Source organism: Butyrivibrio sp. WCE2006 (assembly GCF_000701985.1).
Classification (GTDB): Bacteria; Bacillota; Clostridia; order Lachnospirales; family Lachnospiraceae; genus Butyrivibrio.
Genome location: NZ_JNKH01000008.1, coordinates 50808 through 66846, shown reverse-complemented (window position 1 = coordinate 66846; position 16039 = coordinate 50808). Strand labels below are relative to the sequence as shown.

The window sequence follows — 16039 nt, the reverse complement described above, 5'->3', positions numbered from 1 at the left end:
GGTTCTACATTTCAATCTTCAGGAAGCTTCCCAAGATTTTGTTATACATATATTGATTATCTAAAAACGAATAATGCCCTGCTCCCGGTATAACGGCGAGCCCTGCTTCAGGCATAAGCTCCTCCATCTTCTTTCCATCAGAGAGAGGTGTTGCAGTATCCTGATCCCCCCAGATAAGTAAAGCCGGCATATTTACACTTGGCATATATTGGGTAAGGTCCTCATTAACAACCTTTACCAGACTTCCTCTCATCACAGGTGATGCAGCTGCATAGTCTGCTGATCCGAATTTCTTTTTCAGATTTTCCAATGTATTAGGGAATGCTTTAGCTATACCGGTTTTTATCAAAACATTTTTATAGAACTTATACCGTTTCGTTCTGCCTGACTGTTTTCCTGATGGTACAGGCTTTATACCTGCACTATCCGTAAGAATCACTCTCGGAATCCTAAATCCAAGCTCCTCTTCAGTCTTTGTTCCTATCATTTTTATTATGACTCTGCCGCCCATTGAATGGCCCAAAAACATTATTTCTTTCTCATCAGGGTAAAGCTTCTTAATAAAATGGATAACAAAAGTCACAAAATCGCTGACTTCCCATGAGTCCTTTGGCTCATCGCTTTTTCCAAAGCCTGGCATATCCATTCCAACTACATGGTATTTTTTTGAAGCAAATCTGAATATTCCGTCAAAAAGATCCACGTTTGAACCCCATCCATGTAGCAGAATAAGCAGCGGTCCCTCGCCTTCATCCCTGTAATATATTTTTAAACCATCTATTTCTGTGTTCATAATATTCCTCTGTGTATAAATAATATACCCTAAACGATATTGCACAATCCGCGGATACAGCAGTTTTCATAAGAACATAATACAGTATTATTCTTTAATCACACTCAACATAAAAATAAATTTCGCATTAAGCAGCGGCTGGTTCATTATTCCCAGAGCTTCATCAGAGTCCTTATAGGTTCTCTCAGTAGTATCTGTTACATAATTAATAGCCTCGGGATTTCTACCCATAAGGTAATGCGCATGATTTTCTATAATAGTAGTATACTCATAATTATATATTATATGATCCGTAATTGTTATAGTTCTCATATCATCCAGAAGCTGCTCATGGTCTTCACTTGTTACCATATACTCAGAGCTCCTTGCAGCATCAACAATATCTGTGGTTTTTGCCATCAAAAGCTTCATTATTTTAGAACATACATCTACATTCACCTTCTGATTTGTAGAAATATAGGTTATGCCTCCAAGAAATATATCTTCATTACTTCTAAAAAGAGACTCAAATCCATCTGACCCAAAATAAGATGTAAGAACCTGCTCATAATTTGAAGCACCTGTGGCCCTATACAGCTGCGCTGCTGCATAAAAACCCTCAGCATTTTCTCTTACATTTTCTTTACCTGCATAAAGATTGTATGCTCTGTCAGCACATTTTAAACAATTGGTGGCAAAATCAGAATCATAGCTCTGATATAAATAACTAAAATCAGCCAACAGCGTGGCAAATCTTATTGTCGCTTCCATTGTAATGGGAGTTATCTCGACTTCTGCCTGCATTAAGTCATCAGATTCATCTCTTATAGTAAGGGCAGAGCCATAAACCCCGCCTGTTCTCTCATCCTGCATTTTGATGAGCCAGTCAACCTCATATTTTACCTCATCAAGAAGATCTGGTATTCCATTTCCACTTTCCGGTATTCCTGAATCATCTGTAACAGCATTTGGATTCATCTCATAAGCAAGAAGCAGATTTTGAGCTATCTTGCATCCAAGTACTGTATCTCTGTCAGCCTGAGAATTAAGGTGCCATCCCCCGGAAACATCCAGCTTCCTGGCCGGATTCTCCTGAAGATGAGCCTCTGTTGTATGGCATGCCGCATGTGCTTCTTCACCGCTAAATTCCTCAGAGATCAGCATCCCACATCTGTTTTTGTAATACTTTTTACAGGCTTCATTAAAAATGTCATCGTACAGATCATTCTGAATTCTAAAGGCATATGAACTTCCAATCTTATCAGCATAAATATAATAAGATCCATCCTCTATCAGGTCAGAAAAATAGCCTTCTTTAATTTCAACACCTTCATCATCGTGATTAGTTGTCCTCATCTGACCTGTATATTCAAGTTCATTATCCAGATTATAAACATAAAACTTATCAGGAAGATCATTACCTTTAAATATTACTGCCTTCTCGGCACCGGTTCTATAGCCGTTCTGATCCACTAAAGCACTTGGAATACTTACAGGAACATCATATACGACATTTAGAGCAGGCTCGCCTCCCTGCGTATCCTGCTCTGTCACCATTTTATCATTTTGATCAGCTTTGGCGCACCCACACAACAAAGCTGTCATCATCAGAGCCGCTAAAGGCCCTTTAATTCTATTAAAATTAATTCTTATCATTTCTTGCCTGCGCGATTGTAATTAATCAGACAGCCATCCAATATAATCTCGCGTTCGTTATCTGTAAGATCTCCAAGAGTCATTGTAAACTCTGTAAGCTTTCCTTCTGATACTGCTACTGCCTTGATCAATTCAGATTTTTCTTCAACCTCACTTCTGATATTCGGAAGGAATATGAAATCGAGATTTTTAAACGGAAGATCTCCTTCCTTAATAACCAGCGGAAGCATTCCCCAGTTGATAAGATTTGAACGATAGCGCTTTGTAGCATACTCATTAGCCACATTTGCCCATCCACCGAGAACCTTCTGGCAGGATGCTGCCTGTTCTCTTGCAGAACCATCACCGGGTTTTACAGCAAATATTGTTGATCCAATTCCTGTATTTGATGTAGCAACATCAGGATATGAAGCCAGTACAGCTTTTACAGCCTCTTGTACATCACTACTCATATCCTCAAAAGGAATATCCTTAAGTCTCTTCTCTTCCTGCTCATGAATTTCCTTTGCTCTTCCTACGTATTCAGGATCCTTTCTTGAGAGTGTAAACTCTGCAAGACCAATAGGATTAGATCTGTAGGATGATGTCTCTCCTGAAGGAATAAGCTCATCTGTAGTAGTAACAGGATCATGAATCTCAGAAACAACCTTAAGAAGAAGATTCTGAGGAAGCTCTGACATTTTAGGCCAATCCTTGATATTTGGTCCAAACTGCAGCTCTGCATTTGGATCTGCAACACCGTGAGAGTCAAATACACGGTTTGCATAAATTTCCTTATCGAAATGATAAGTGTATTTGTTAAATTTACCGTCAAAAGCTGTAGCAGGTGTAAGAACGCCCTGATTTGCTGCTGTTGCGGCAATTGATCTGGCATCCATCAAAGCTACAGATGCAATCTGGCCATTCTGAACCTTGGATCCCTCACGGTTAGGGAAGTTTCTGGTTGAATGACGTATACTGAATGCGTTATTTGCAGGAGTATCGCCCGCACCGAAACATGGTCCGCAGAATGCAGTTTTTAATATTGCACCTGTTTCAAGAATCTTAGCAGCAACACCGTTCTTCACTATTTCCATGAATATAGGAGTGGAAGCCGGATATACGCTAAGTGTAAATCTGTCATTTCCCGTAAATCTGCCTTCGAGTATATCGGCAGCTGCACAAATGTTCTCAAAACCGCCGCCTGCACATCCGGCTATAACACCCTGATCAACCATAAACTTTCCGTTTCTGATCTTCTCTTTGAGTGAATACTGGATCTTGTCTCCAAAGCTTACTTTTGCACGCTTCTCAACATCTGCAATAATATCCTCAAGATTAGCATTTACTTCATCAATCTCATAGGTATTGCTTGGATGGAAAGGCATAGCTATCATTGGCTTGATTGTAGAAAGATCAACCTCTACAACTCCATCATAATATGCAACTTCTCCGGGCTTAAGTTCTTTGAAATCGCCGCTTCTTCCGTGAATTTCATAGAAATTCTTAATCTCATCATCTGTTTGCCAGATAGATGAAAGGCATGTTGTCTCAGTCGTCATAACGTCGATTCCAATACGGAAATCAGCGCTGAGATTTTTCACACCGGGACCTACAAATTCCATTACCTTGTTTTTAACATAACCATCGCCAAAAACTTTTCCGATAATAGCAAGTGCCACATCCTGAGGTCCTACCCCATGCATCGGTTCACCGCTAAGATAGATAGCAACAACACCGGGCATTGAAATATCATATGTCTGGCTAAGAAGCTGCTTTACAAGTTCCGGTCCGCCTTCACCCATGGCCATTGTTCCAAGTGCACCATACCTTGTATGTGAGTCGGAACCAAGTATCATCCCGCCTCCTGTCGCAAGCATCTCTCTTGCGAACTGATGAATTACTGCCTGATGAGGCGGTACATAAATTCCGCCGTATTTCTGGGCAGCTGTAAGACCATACATGTGGTCATCTTCATTTATTGTTCCACCAACTGCACAAAGAGAATTGTGACAGTTAGTAAGTACATATGGAATAGGAAATTTCTCCAGTCCTGACGCACGCGCTGTCTGAATAATGCCTACGTAAGTAATATCATGGCTTGTAAGCTTATCAAATTTGATTTCAAGCTTATCCATGTTTCCTGATGTGTTATGCTTTTGTAAAATACCATAAGCAATTGTGTTTTTCTTTGCTTCTGCCTTATCAATCTGCTTACCAAGCTTTGCGCTAACAGCTGCTCCGGCACCATCTGTATCCGGTATCAGATCCGTTCCGTTAACTAAAAATGCGCCAGTTTCATACGTCTTAACCATTAAATCTCCTACCTTTCTGCTTAAATTATCTACTCCCACGTATTATACTTTAATATGCTAAATTTGTGTACTTTTTTATTACTGTAGTGTCATGGTTTCTGTTCATAAAGCTGTGAGCACCGTAAGGTGTGAACAGCCTTACCAGGTACTCTAAAAAGAATTAAGCCGGCTGGATAACCAACCGGCTTATTTTACCCTTTGTTTCAGCTCTTTGATAAATCAAGCTTATCAATGTGCCAGATTTCATCAACATACTCCTGAATTGTTCTGTCAGAAGAGAATTTTCCACATGATGCAGTATTAAGTATTGCCATCTTAGCCCATTTTTTCGTATCTCTGTAAGCTTCAGAAATTGCTCTCTGGGCTTCGATATATGACTCGAAATCCTTGAGGATAAAGTACTGATCAGCCTTGTTTGAATTATAGGTGTTCAGAAGTGAGTTAAACAAAGGTCTGAAAAGTTCTCTATCATTTGAGAACGTACCGTCAACCAAATGATCCAATGTCTTCTTAACATTTGGATCTCTTTCATAAATCTCTCCGGGATTGTATCCTCCATTCTTTTCAAATGCAATTACTTCTTCTGATGTGAGACCGAAGATAAACATGTTCTCATCTCCAACCTCCTCAAGCATCTCTACATTTGCTCCATCAAGCGTTCCAAGTGTAATGGCGCCATTTAACATCATCTTCATGTTACCTGTGCCGGAAGCTTCCTTACTTGCGGTAGAAATCTGCTCTGAAATATCAGCTGCAGCAAATATCAGTTCAGCATTTGATACTCTGTAATCCTCTATAAATACAACTTTCAGCTTGCCATTTATTGAAGGATCGTTATTAATTACATCTGCAACAGAATTTATAAGCTTGATCGTGAGCTTCGCAGTCTGATACCCGGCTGCTGCCTTGGCTCCAAATATATATGTCTTTGGAGTGTAATCCATATCAGGATGTTTTTTAAGCGTATCATACACATACATAACATGAAGTATATTAAGAAGCTGGCGCTTATACTCATGAAGTCTCTTAACCTGCACATCGAATATAGAATTGGGGTCAACATCTATACCGTTGTGCTCCTTAATATATTTAGCCAGACGTATCTTATTGGCATGCTTGATCTCCATGAATTCCTTCTGGGCTTTTTTATCATTTGCAATATCCTTAAGCCCCTCAATAAGTGATAAATCTGTAATCCAGTTTTCACCTATTTTCTCAGTAACCCAATCCGCAAGGAGAGGATTTGCATGCATAAGGAAACGTCTCTGGGTAATACCGTTTGTCTTATTATTGAACTTTTCGGGATACATCTCATAGAAATCCTTAAGTTCTCTCTTTTTCAGGATTTCTGTATGGAGTCTTGCAACACCATTTACCGAGTGTCCGCCCACAATGGCAAGGTGAGCCATCTTTACCTGATTATCATACAAAATGGCCATACTTCTAATCTTACCCTGCACATCGATGCTTGGAAGATTTGAATACTGTCTCATGATCTGATCCACAAATCTTCTGTTTATCTCATCAACAATCTGATAAATTCTTGGAAGCAGTCTCTGGAAAAGGTCTATCGGCCATTTCTCCAATGCCTCAGCCATAATAGTGTGGTTAGTGTAGCAGCAGGTTTTCATTGTAACGTCCCATGCTGTATCCCATGAAAGGAAATACTCATCCATAAGAAGTCTCATAAGCTCTGCAACTGCCACAGTCGGGTGAGTATCATTTAACTGGAAAACTGCTTTTTCATAGAACTTGCTGATATCATCATGGCGTCTCAAATATCTCTTAAGTGCAGTCTGAACTGATGCAGAAATAAAGAAATACTGCTGCTTAAGTCTCAGTTCTTTTCCGGCTATATGATTGTCATTGGGGTAAAGAACCTCGCAAAGCTGACTGGCAAGATTTTCCTGCTCAACCGCTTTCTGATAATCGCCCTTGTCAAAGGAATCAAGCTCGAAGCAGTTGATTGGCTCAGCATCCCATATTCTCAAGGTATCAACCACACCATTGCCATAACCAACTATAGGAAGATCGTAAGGAATCGCACGTACTGACTGATAACCTTCCTGCCTGAATACATTTCTGCCCCTGTCATCAACGAAAACATTTACATATCCGCCAAATTTTACTTCCTTGGCATATTCAGGTCTTCTCAGTTCAAACGGATTACCATTTTCAAGCCAGTTATCAGGCGCTTCTACCTGATATCCATCTATGATCTTCTGTTTAAACATTCCATATTTATAACGTATTCCACAGCCATAAGCCATATATCCCAGTGAAGCAAGGGAATCCAGGAAGCATGCTGCAAGTCTGCCAAGACCGCCATTGCCAAGTGCCGGATCAGGTTCCTGATCTTCAATAACATTAATATCAACCCCCAGCTCATCAAGGGCTTCCTTAACCGGTTTGTATGCCTGCAAATTGATGAGGTTATTACCAAGTGCGCGTCCCATCAAAAATTCCATTGACATATAGTAAACAATCTTTGGATCCTGTTCGTTTGCCGCCTTCTGGGTTGTCATCCAATGATCAACAATCGCATCTTTAATTGCATAGGCAGATGCCTGGAAAATTTCCTGCGGTGAAGCCTCTTCGATAGTTTTACGATACAACGTTTTTACATTATATAAAACGCTTCTCTTGAATAATTCTTTGTCGAATGCTAATGGTTTTTTCTTCATCATTTCCCTCCTCTAAGAAAAGAACAATACATTGACATTATAACGTAATATCGCTCACTGGTGTAGTTGTTTTTACATTTTCCTGAATATATTGCTCATATATAACTAATTATCTTTTGCATTATCATGCTTACAGTGTAAGGCAGATAGTACAAAAAATCATAGTGCAACTTGTGAAAAATATAATATATGATTATAATGTAATTTAGGATTGTATGTTTTCTTGCATACAATGATTCTAATGTTTAGTTTTTATTTAAAGAAAGGGAGAAAAACATTATGAAGAAGTTACTTGCAATGGTGCTTACAGCATCACTTACTTTCAGCCTTGTTGCTTGTGGCGGATCTGCTTCCACTACAACCGATACAGCTGAAACCGCTGTAGAAGAGACATCTACAGAAGAGACAACAGAGGCAGCTGCTGAGGAAGAATCTACAGAAGCTGCTGACGCTACTGAAGAAACTGCTGAGACTGCTGACACATCTGACAAGAAAATCGCAATGATCACAGACTCAGGAGACATCACAGATATGTCTTTCAACCAGACAACATATGAAGCTTCAAAGGCATTTGCAGAAGCTAATGGTGTTGATTATCAGTACTACAAGCCCACAGAAGATTCTGATGAAGCTCGTATCGCAGCTTTCAACAACGCTGTAGCTGATGGCTACAATGTAATCATCGTTCCCGGCTATCTTTTCGCTGGCATGATTGCTAACGTTGCAGAAGCTAACCCTGATGTAACAATTATCGCTCTTGACTGCTCAGAGTTCGATTTCACAGACGCTGGAATGCCTTCACTTCCTGAGAACGTTTGCTCATTCACATATCAGGAAGAGCTCGCAGGCTACATGGCTGGTTATGCTGTAGTTAAGGAAGGCTACAAGAAGCTTGGCTTCCTTGGCGGAATGGCTGTTCCCGCTGTTATCCGTTATGGTTTTGGTTTCGTACAGGGTGCTAACGATGCTGCTAAGGATCTTGGCAACGCTGATGAAGTAGAAGTTAACTATGTATATGGTGGTCAGTTCTACGGTGACGAATCCATCACAGCTACAATGGATACATGGTATCAGGGTGGTACAGAAATCGTATTCGCTTGCGGTGGCGGTATCTTCTCATCTGCTTGCGAGGCTGCTATCAAGGAAGGCGTCAACGGCAAGGTTGTTGGTGTTGACGTTGATCAGTCAGGTACAATCGAAAGCCAGTACGGCGTTAAAGGCCTCTGCGTAACATCAGCTATGAAGGGTCTTGGTGCAACAGTTAATTCTACACTTACAGATCTCTTTGCTGGTGACTGGTCTAAGCACGCTGGTAAGATTGAGAACCTTGGTCTTATCTCAGGTGATGATGTTTCTGTTAACTATGTACAGCTTCCTACAGAGACATGGTCAATGACAAACTTCACAGTTGATGATTATAAGACACTTGTTGCTTCTATGTATGCTGGTGATATCACTGTTTCAAGCGATATCGAGACTATGCCTGCAACAGATATCAAGGTTACTGAGTTTGATAACATCCACTAATATATAGAATTTCTTAATTTTCTTAGAGATTCCATCTTATAAAATAACCGACTATTATTTTTGGAGCTGACGTACGAAAATACGTCAGCTTCTTTTTTTCTATAAGCAGTATTAAATTTTTAAAAAAACTTGCAGTAAAATATAGTTTCGGCCATGAAGTCATAGCAACCTAAATGTACTACTTAAGCGTGTTTTATGGTATTATAAGACTGTAAATTAATTACTTTAACAGAAAGGTGTGCCACTATGGAAGATTATGTAATTGAAATGTTGCATATCACTAAAGAATTCCCCGGCATAATTGCAAATGACGATATTACGTTGCAATTGAAACGCGGCGAAATCCATGCACTGCTTGGAGAGAACGGCGCAGGGAAATCCACTCTTATGAGTGTACTTTTTGGTCACTATACACCTGAAAAGGGTGTAATAAAAAAGGATGGCAAAGAAGTAAAAATCAGCAATCCAAATGATGCGACCGCACTTGGTATAGGAATGGTTCACCAGCACTTTATGTTGGTTGATATCTTTTCTGTACTTGACAATATCATTTTGGGTTCAGAGCCAAATAAATTTGGCTTTCTTACAAAGGCAGCTGCCAGAAAAAAGGTATTGGATCTGTCAAACAAATACAATCTCAAGGTTGATCCCGATGCTTTGATTGAGGATATCACTGTTGGAATGCAACAGCGAGTTGAGATTCTCAAGATGCTCTACAGAGAAAATGAAATCCTTATCTTTGATGAGCCAACTGCTGTTTTAACTCCTCAGGAGATCGACGAGCTCATGAAAATCATGAAAGAGCTCGCAGCAGAGGGTAAATCCATTCTTTTCATCACACACAAGCTTAATGAGATTATGGCTGTCGCTGACAGATGCTCAATTCTCAGAAAGGGCAAATATATCGGAACAGTAGATGTAAAGAACACTACAAAAGAAGAGCTTTCTTCCATGATGGTAGGCCGTAACGTAAAATTTGCTGTTGATAAAGCACCTGCACAGCCAAAAGAAGAAATCCTTAAGGTTGAAAATGTTTGTGTAAAGAGCAAACTTCACAACAACGATTCTGTCCACAATGTTTCATTCAATGTACGTGCCGGCGAGATCGTATGTATAGCAGGTATCGACGGAAATGGTCAGACAGAATTTGTAGGAGCTCTGACAGGTCTTGATGATATCGAGAGCGGCAAAATATCTCTTTGCGGCGAAGATATAACCAAGAAGTCCATACGATATAAGAGCACACATGGCATGAGCCATATTCCTGAAGACAGACATAAACACGGCCTGGTACTTGATTACACCCTTGAGGAGAACATGATACTCCAAAGATACTTTGAGCCTCAGTTTTCAAAGAATGGAATTTTGAAAAAGGGTGAAATGAGAAAATACTCAGACAAACTTGCTGCTGCCTTTGATGTCCGCTCAGGTCAGGGGGCTACCACAATAGTTCGCGCAATGTCCGGTGGTAATCAGCAAAAAGCTATTGCTGCCAGAGAAATGGACAGAGATCACAAGCTTCTGATTGCTGTTCAGCCAACCAGAGGTCTTGATGTAGGTGCCATAGAGAATATCCATGAAGCAATCGTTAAGGAACGTGACGCAGGAAACGCTATCCTGCTTGTTTCATTGGAACTCGATGAGGTAATGAACCTCTCCGACAGAATTCTTGTAATGTATGAGGGTGAAATTGTCGGTGAAGTTGATCCCAAAACTACTACCCTTCAGGAACTTGGACTATATATGTCCGGCGCTAAACGCGATACGAGAAAGGAGGCATAATTGTGAAGGAGAAAAAAAGTCTTTTTCAAAATCCCGGATTTCAAACACTTTTAGCTTCTATTCTCTGCGCAGTTTTTGGAATAATTCTTGGTTTTATCATTCTTTTACTGATGAATCCGGAACATGCGACTGAAGGAATGTTTGCTATCCTCAAAAACTTTTTCAAATATGCAAATAATAAAACTAATCTGATGTATTACTTCGGATCTACACTTGTAAAGTCAGTTCCCGTAATACTTTGTGCAGAAGCCATCCTCTTTGCATATAAAACCGGTCTTTTCAACATTGGTTGTGCCGGTCAGTATACAGTAGGCATCATTGCAAGTCTATATACTGCCCTCGCCCTTCATTGGAACTGGTTTTTCTGCCTCTTATCAGCTATTGTGGCAGGTGCTGTATGGGGTGCAATCTGCGGATTCTTTAAAGCATATTGCAATGTTAATGAAGTTATTGCAGGTATCATGCTTAACTGGATTTCGCTCTACATCTGTAACATTGTACTTGGTAATAAGATTTGCATGAATACCACAAAGTCTGAAACCTATGACATAGCAGGTAAAAATCCTTCCGGTATACTTCCGGCATTTCTTGCAGACTTTTTTGGTCAGAATAAATATGTTACTATTGCCGTTCCGCTGACAGTTATAGTTGCCATATGTATTCTTTTTGTTCTTAACAAAACAACTTTTGGTTATGAATTAAAAGCAACCGGTCACAGCAAGGATGCTGCTAAATACGCAGGAATGAATGCAAAAAGAAATATCATACTCAGTCTTGTAATTTCCGGTGCAATCGCCGGTCTTGCAGCTGGTCTGTACTATCTGACAGGAATTGAGCATTACAAGATTGCTTCCTCAGTACCCGGCATGGGCTTCTCAGGAATAGCTGTTGCATTCCTTGGAGGACTTAACCCTATTGGTTCAATATTTGCAGGCTTCTTTGTAGAATACATAACACTTGGTGGTCAGTATCTCAACACTAACTACTATAATCCTCAGGTTGCGGATCTGATGATCGCTATCATCATTTACCTTTGCGGTTTTGTTCTTTTCTTCAAGACAATAATGTCAAAGCCGGTAAGCAAGCTGGGTACAGCACCATCACCCACACCTGACAAAAAAACTGATGCAGCTGACAATACAGCTGACAAGAAGGAGGTGTGAGTATGGGATTACTTATTCAGTACACACTAATTTTCTCCGCTGTATTAATACTTGTTGCACTTGGAGGTATGTTTTCCGAACGAAGCGGAATCATCAATCTGGGACTTGAAGGTATAATGGTATTTGGAGCCATGTCAGGCGCTATGGTAATGGTACTACTTCCTGCAGATGCTTCAAAAATAACTGTTATCTTCCTGACATTGCTTGCTGCTGCCGCAGCCGGAATGGTTTCATCCCTACTGATTGCAGTCGCTTGTATTCATTTTAATGCGGATCAGACACTTATTGGAACCGCTCTTAACATGCTTGCAACTGCAGCAGCTACAGTTATTGTAAAAGCATTTAACACAGCACGCTCAAATGGCACTGATTTCTCAGCAAAACTTGATTATGTCAAAGGTCATGATGCTTTTGTCTTCAACGCTTTTGGCATTCAGCTCAGCTGGTTTATTATAGTAGCCGCATTATTACTGATAATCTCTATCGTAATGTTCTATAAAACCAAGTTTGCTCTTCGTCTGCGCGCCTGCGGTGAGCATCCTCAGGCTGCTGAGTCTGTTGGTATCAGTGTATATGCAATGAGATATTCCGGCGTACTGATCTCAGGATTTTTAGCTGGTATTGGTGGAATAATTTACATTGCTGCAGCAAACTCAACATGGCATTTCGACTATGGTGTTGCAGGTGCAGGTTTCCTCTCACTGGCAGTTATGATCTTTGGTCAGTGGAAACCTGAAAGAATTGCCTGGTCTGCAGTACTTTTTGCAGTATTCAGATCACTTTCTAACGTATATATGGGTATTGATTTCTTACATGCTCTGCCCATATCCGGAACTGTATACAACATCATGCCTTATGTGATTTCACTCCTTGTACTTGCATTTACTTCCAAGAATTCCAGAGCACCCAAGGCAGAAGGAATTCCTTATGATAAGGGACAAAGATAATTTGAAAGGATATAATTATGGATATTAAAGAAATTCTCAATCATTGCGATCACACACTTTTAAAGCAGGAGGCAACCTGGGATCAGATAAAAGAGATTGCTGATGATGCTATTAAATACAACACAGCTTCTATTTGTATTCCTCCATGCTATATAAAGAGAGCTAAGGAATATGTTGGTAATAAGGTTCAGCTTTGCACAGTTATAGGTTTCCCCAATGGAAACATGACAACAGCTACCAAAGTATTCGAGACAAAGGACGCTTTAGAAAACGGAGCTGATGAAATTGATATGGTAATCAATATCGGTGAGTTAAGAGCTAAGAACTATGACTATGTACTCAATGAGATAAAAGAGATCAAAGCTGCATGCGGCGACAAAATCCTAAAGGTAATCATTGAAACCTGCCTACTTACTGACGAAGAGAAGATTAAGATGTGTGAGCTTGTTACAGAAGCAAAAGCTGACTACATCAAAACATCCACTGGTTTCTCTACTGCAGGTGCTACTTTTGATGACATCGCATTATTTGCAAAGCACATCGGTCCCGATGTTAAAATGAAAGCAGCCGGCGGAATCGGAAGCATTGCAGATGCTGAAAAATTCATGGAGCTTGGCGCTGACAGACTCGGAACAAGCCGTATCGTAAAAATAGTCAAAGAAGAAAACCTTCTTTAAAAACATAAAGCTGATGGATGATCATTACTTCATCCATCAGCTTTTAAATTACTGGAAAAAAATAGTTAATTACCGAATAACACTAATTGCCTCTGTACTGTCTTTATCAGACTCTTCTACAAGACCGAATTCATCAACCTTTTTAATTATCTGATTCACAGTATAATTCCAGAGTCTTACTGTCGGATTTGGAACATAGTGAACACCATTATTATCTCTGGCAGCTATATGCTTCTTAGTATAAGAATACAGATTTATGGTTTCAACATCATTCTTCTTTGCCCATTTATTAAGTCCCTGGTTAAATCTCTGCATGATTCCATCATTATAATAGAGACAGTCTCCAAGATCTCCAAGCTTGCTGTTATCAGAGTAACCAATGGTACATAGAACCAAATGCAGATCTTTCTTCTTGTTCAGCTTTTTATAATATGAAGAATACTTTGAGAAATCGCCATGATCATTGGCACCCATCCAGGATACTACTACATCAAAATTATTCAGATTAACTTTTTTCAATGTGGATTTCATATATCCATATGTAGCACCGTCTTTAGCATAAACAGTAATATTGTTATATACTTTACCTTTGATCTCACTCTTTTTGGCACTAAACATGTCCACTGTTCTTGAATCTCCAATGAACAATACCCTGACACTATCATCTATACAAGTTTCACAATACTTATCAGAATGTGCTGCTTTTGAAACAAGCGCAAAATCTGCATCTAGTACAACGAAAGAGCTTGCAAGCATAATAATAGATAAAAAAATAGATACTTTTTCCCTGATCTTTGAAATAGAACTGCTCTTACTCATATATCTTCTCTCCCACCACTTAGAAAACCGCAAATAAACCATTTGCTATGAATAATTACTCTAATAAAAGTGTATAGGATAAAAGTGAAGATATACTTTACATACCCTTAAGTATCAATAAAAGATAATAAAATCTTTTTGAACAAAAATAAATATTGAGTTTATGTTTTATCCAATTTCTTAATATATACATATATGAAGAGTATTGCCATCAAATATCAGCTGTTCATCTGAATAAGTATCCCAATTTAAGCTACCAAAATAATCCGTCAGCTCCGACTTTGGTTCTCCTTCTGTGTAATCAGTTCCAAGATAATAGTTCAAAGAATATGTCCTGCTCCAGCCGGTAGCCTGGGCTCTTGTACTGCTTTCGGTTTTTTCAAAGCCTGTATCCTGCCAGGTCCTTGCCATATCGCTGTAATAACATAAAGTATCTACAGTACTTCCCGTCGCTGTTTCGTACTCTTTAATTTTCTCGCCTATTATATTGCACAGATACAAATCTGCCTGATTGCATCTATATCTCTCAATAAAACACTTATGGAAAATAGTGTATTCTGATATGCAGATTATCCCTATTAAAGCAAATGAAAAAACTTTAATCGCATAATTCAGTCTGTCTTGTCGCTCACCCTTCTTTAACTCTGCAATAACATAGATAATGATGATACCAAACAGTGATGCATAAGTATAAACAACCCTTGGTGATATTTCAGAGTCATTAAGGAATACTATGGCAAAACTCATTACAATACAGCCAATCGTCTCATATGTAATAAGTAAAAAGTGCCTTATAAAGTCTCTTCTTTCGTAGACAAGAAAAAGCACAATGATCACCGCAAGTATCATCAGCCAGGTGCTAAAGGAGCCTCCTCCCAGATATGAAAACTTTTCAGTACTTACACTTTTAATTGATCTGAAAAAGGCTGAAAATGACTCTGATAAACTACCTCTTTGAGATAATCGCTCTACCGGAAAAACGAATTTAGCCAACAGGAATGCGATCATCATCGGGATCAGATACATACATGCAACATATATGTTCTTTTTAATGAATTCTTTTGTATTAAGAGCAATAAAGGCCAGACAAAGCACCACATATAAGGCTATCAGTGTCTGATACATTAAAACCGATATCAGCAATGATATAAGAACCAGCACCGACCGACCAGCATTTCTTCCGGTTAAAAGACCTTCCGAATCATCCCTGTCCCCACGAAAGATCCTTTCTGTCAAATACAAAGCATATACATTCAATAAAATGACAAAACAGAACATTCCTTTTTCAATAAACAGAAAAAACTCCACAAAGAACGGATTTACAATAGTCACAAACGCTGTGACAACAGAAAGAATGTCATTCTCAAAGTATCTGTTAATGACACGTGAAAGGAGGAAAATTGAAAATCCCAAAAATAAAAATGCAGATAAATAGGATATCTGATACTTTATTCCTGAGGACAAATGTAATTGCTCAATCAGATAATACAGTGCTCCCTGAAGAACTCTTCCATTGTCATATATCTTCACTTTCCAGTTATCATCCATCATGAGAGCTGCATAAGAATCTGTTGCATATTCTATTGTTCTGTCTATTCCAAAATAAATCAGCACTAATAAATATGAGCATATAATACCAACTCTGGAATTTTTAACTGCTTTTATAAAATCCATAAATCCTCCCATTGCGAACAAAACTGTTTACCATGTACCTGATT

General features: G+C 39.2%; 11 protein-coding genes. 5 read left to right on the top strand and 6 right to left on the bottom strand.

Translation table 11 applies throughout. The features are described from left to right. Window positions 1-4 precede the first annotated feature (4 nt). From T501_RS07545 to T501_RS07530, 4 genes are all read right to left on the bottom strand, one after another. Entirely contained in the window at window positions 5-793 is a 789-nt protein-coding gene (locus tag T501_RS07545) for an alpha/beta fold hydrolase (RefSeq protein WP_026510940.1), read from the bottom strand. A gap of 87 nt (window positions 794-880) precedes the next feature. After that, a complete protein-coding gene (locus T501_RS07540) occupies window positions 881-2428 on the bottom strand; it encodes a glycoside hydrolase family 9 protein (RefSeq protein ID WP_044914105.1) in 1548 nt (515 codons plus the stop codon). After that, window positions 2425-4722 (bottom strand): hydratase, encoded by a 2298-nt coding sequence (locus T501_RS07535; RefSeq protein WP_026510938.1) that lies wholly within the window; start codon window positions 4720-4722, stop codon window positions 2425-2427. Before T501_RS07535 ends, T501_RS07540 begins: the two co-directional genes overlap by 4 nt. Before the next feature lie 203 nt (window positions 4723-4925). Further along, on the bottom strand, window positions 4926-7406 hold the full coding sequence (locus tag T501_RS07530) for a glycogen/starch/alpha-glucan phosphorylase (RefSeq protein ID WP_044914104.1): 2481 nt from the start codon (window positions 7404-7406) through the stop codon (window positions 4926-4928). Between the two features lie 279 nt (window positions 7407-7685). Between T501_RS07530 and T501_RS07525 the strand changes: the two genes are divergently transcribed. From T501_RS07525 to deoC, 5 genes are all read left to right on the top strand, one after another. Beyond that, entirely contained in the window at window positions 7686-8933 is a 1248-nt protein-coding gene (locus T501_RS07525) for a BMP family lipoprotein (RefSeq protein WP_081843078.1), read from the top strand. Between the two features lie 246 nt (window positions 8934-9179). After that, window positions 9180-10715 carry an ABC transporter ATP-binding protein gene (locus T501_RS07520; RefSeq protein ID WP_026510935.1) on the top strand — a complete coding sequence of 512 codons (1536 nt, stop codon included), beginning with the start codon at window positions 9180-9182 and terminating at the stop codon, window positions 10713-10715. 2 nt (window positions 10716-10717) lie between these two features. Continuing rightward, window positions 10718-11878 carry an ABC transporter permease gene (locus T501_RS07515; protein ID WP_044914102.1) on the top strand — a complete coding sequence of 387 codons (1161 nt, stop codon included), beginning with the start codon at window positions 10718-10720 and terminating at the stop codon, window positions 11876-11878. 2 nt (window positions 11879-11880) lie between these two features. Next, entirely contained in the window at window positions 11881-12825 is a 945-nt protein-coding gene (locus tag T501_RS07510) for an ABC transporter permease (protein WP_026510933.1), read from the top strand. Between the two features lie 17 nt (window positions 12826-12842). Then, complete coding sequence (gene deoC, locus T501_RS07505; RefSeq protein ID WP_044914100.1) at window positions 12843-13502, top strand: deoxyribose-phosphate aldolase; 660 nt, start codon at window positions 12843-12845, stop codon at window positions 13500-13502. A gap of 69 nt (window positions 13503-13571) precedes the next feature. On the opposite strand, the gene T501_RS07500 is transcribed toward deoC, so the two are convergent. Both T501_RS07500 and T501_RS07495 read right to left on the bottom strand, forming a co-directional pair. Next, complete coding sequence (locus T501_RS07500) at window positions 13572-14321, bottom strand: SGNH/GDSL hydrolase family protein (RefSeq protein WP_044914099.1); 750 nt, start codon at window positions 14319-14321, stop codon at window positions 13572-13574. A 180-nt stretch (window positions 14322-14501) separates the two neighbouring features. Further along, window positions 14502-15995 (bottom strand): glucosyltransferase domain-containing protein, encoded by a 1494-nt coding sequence (locus T501_RS07495; RefSeq protein WP_044914097.1) that lies wholly within the window; start codon window positions 15993-15995, stop codon window positions 14502-14504. Between the last annotated feature and the right edge of the window lie 44 nt (window positions 15996-16039).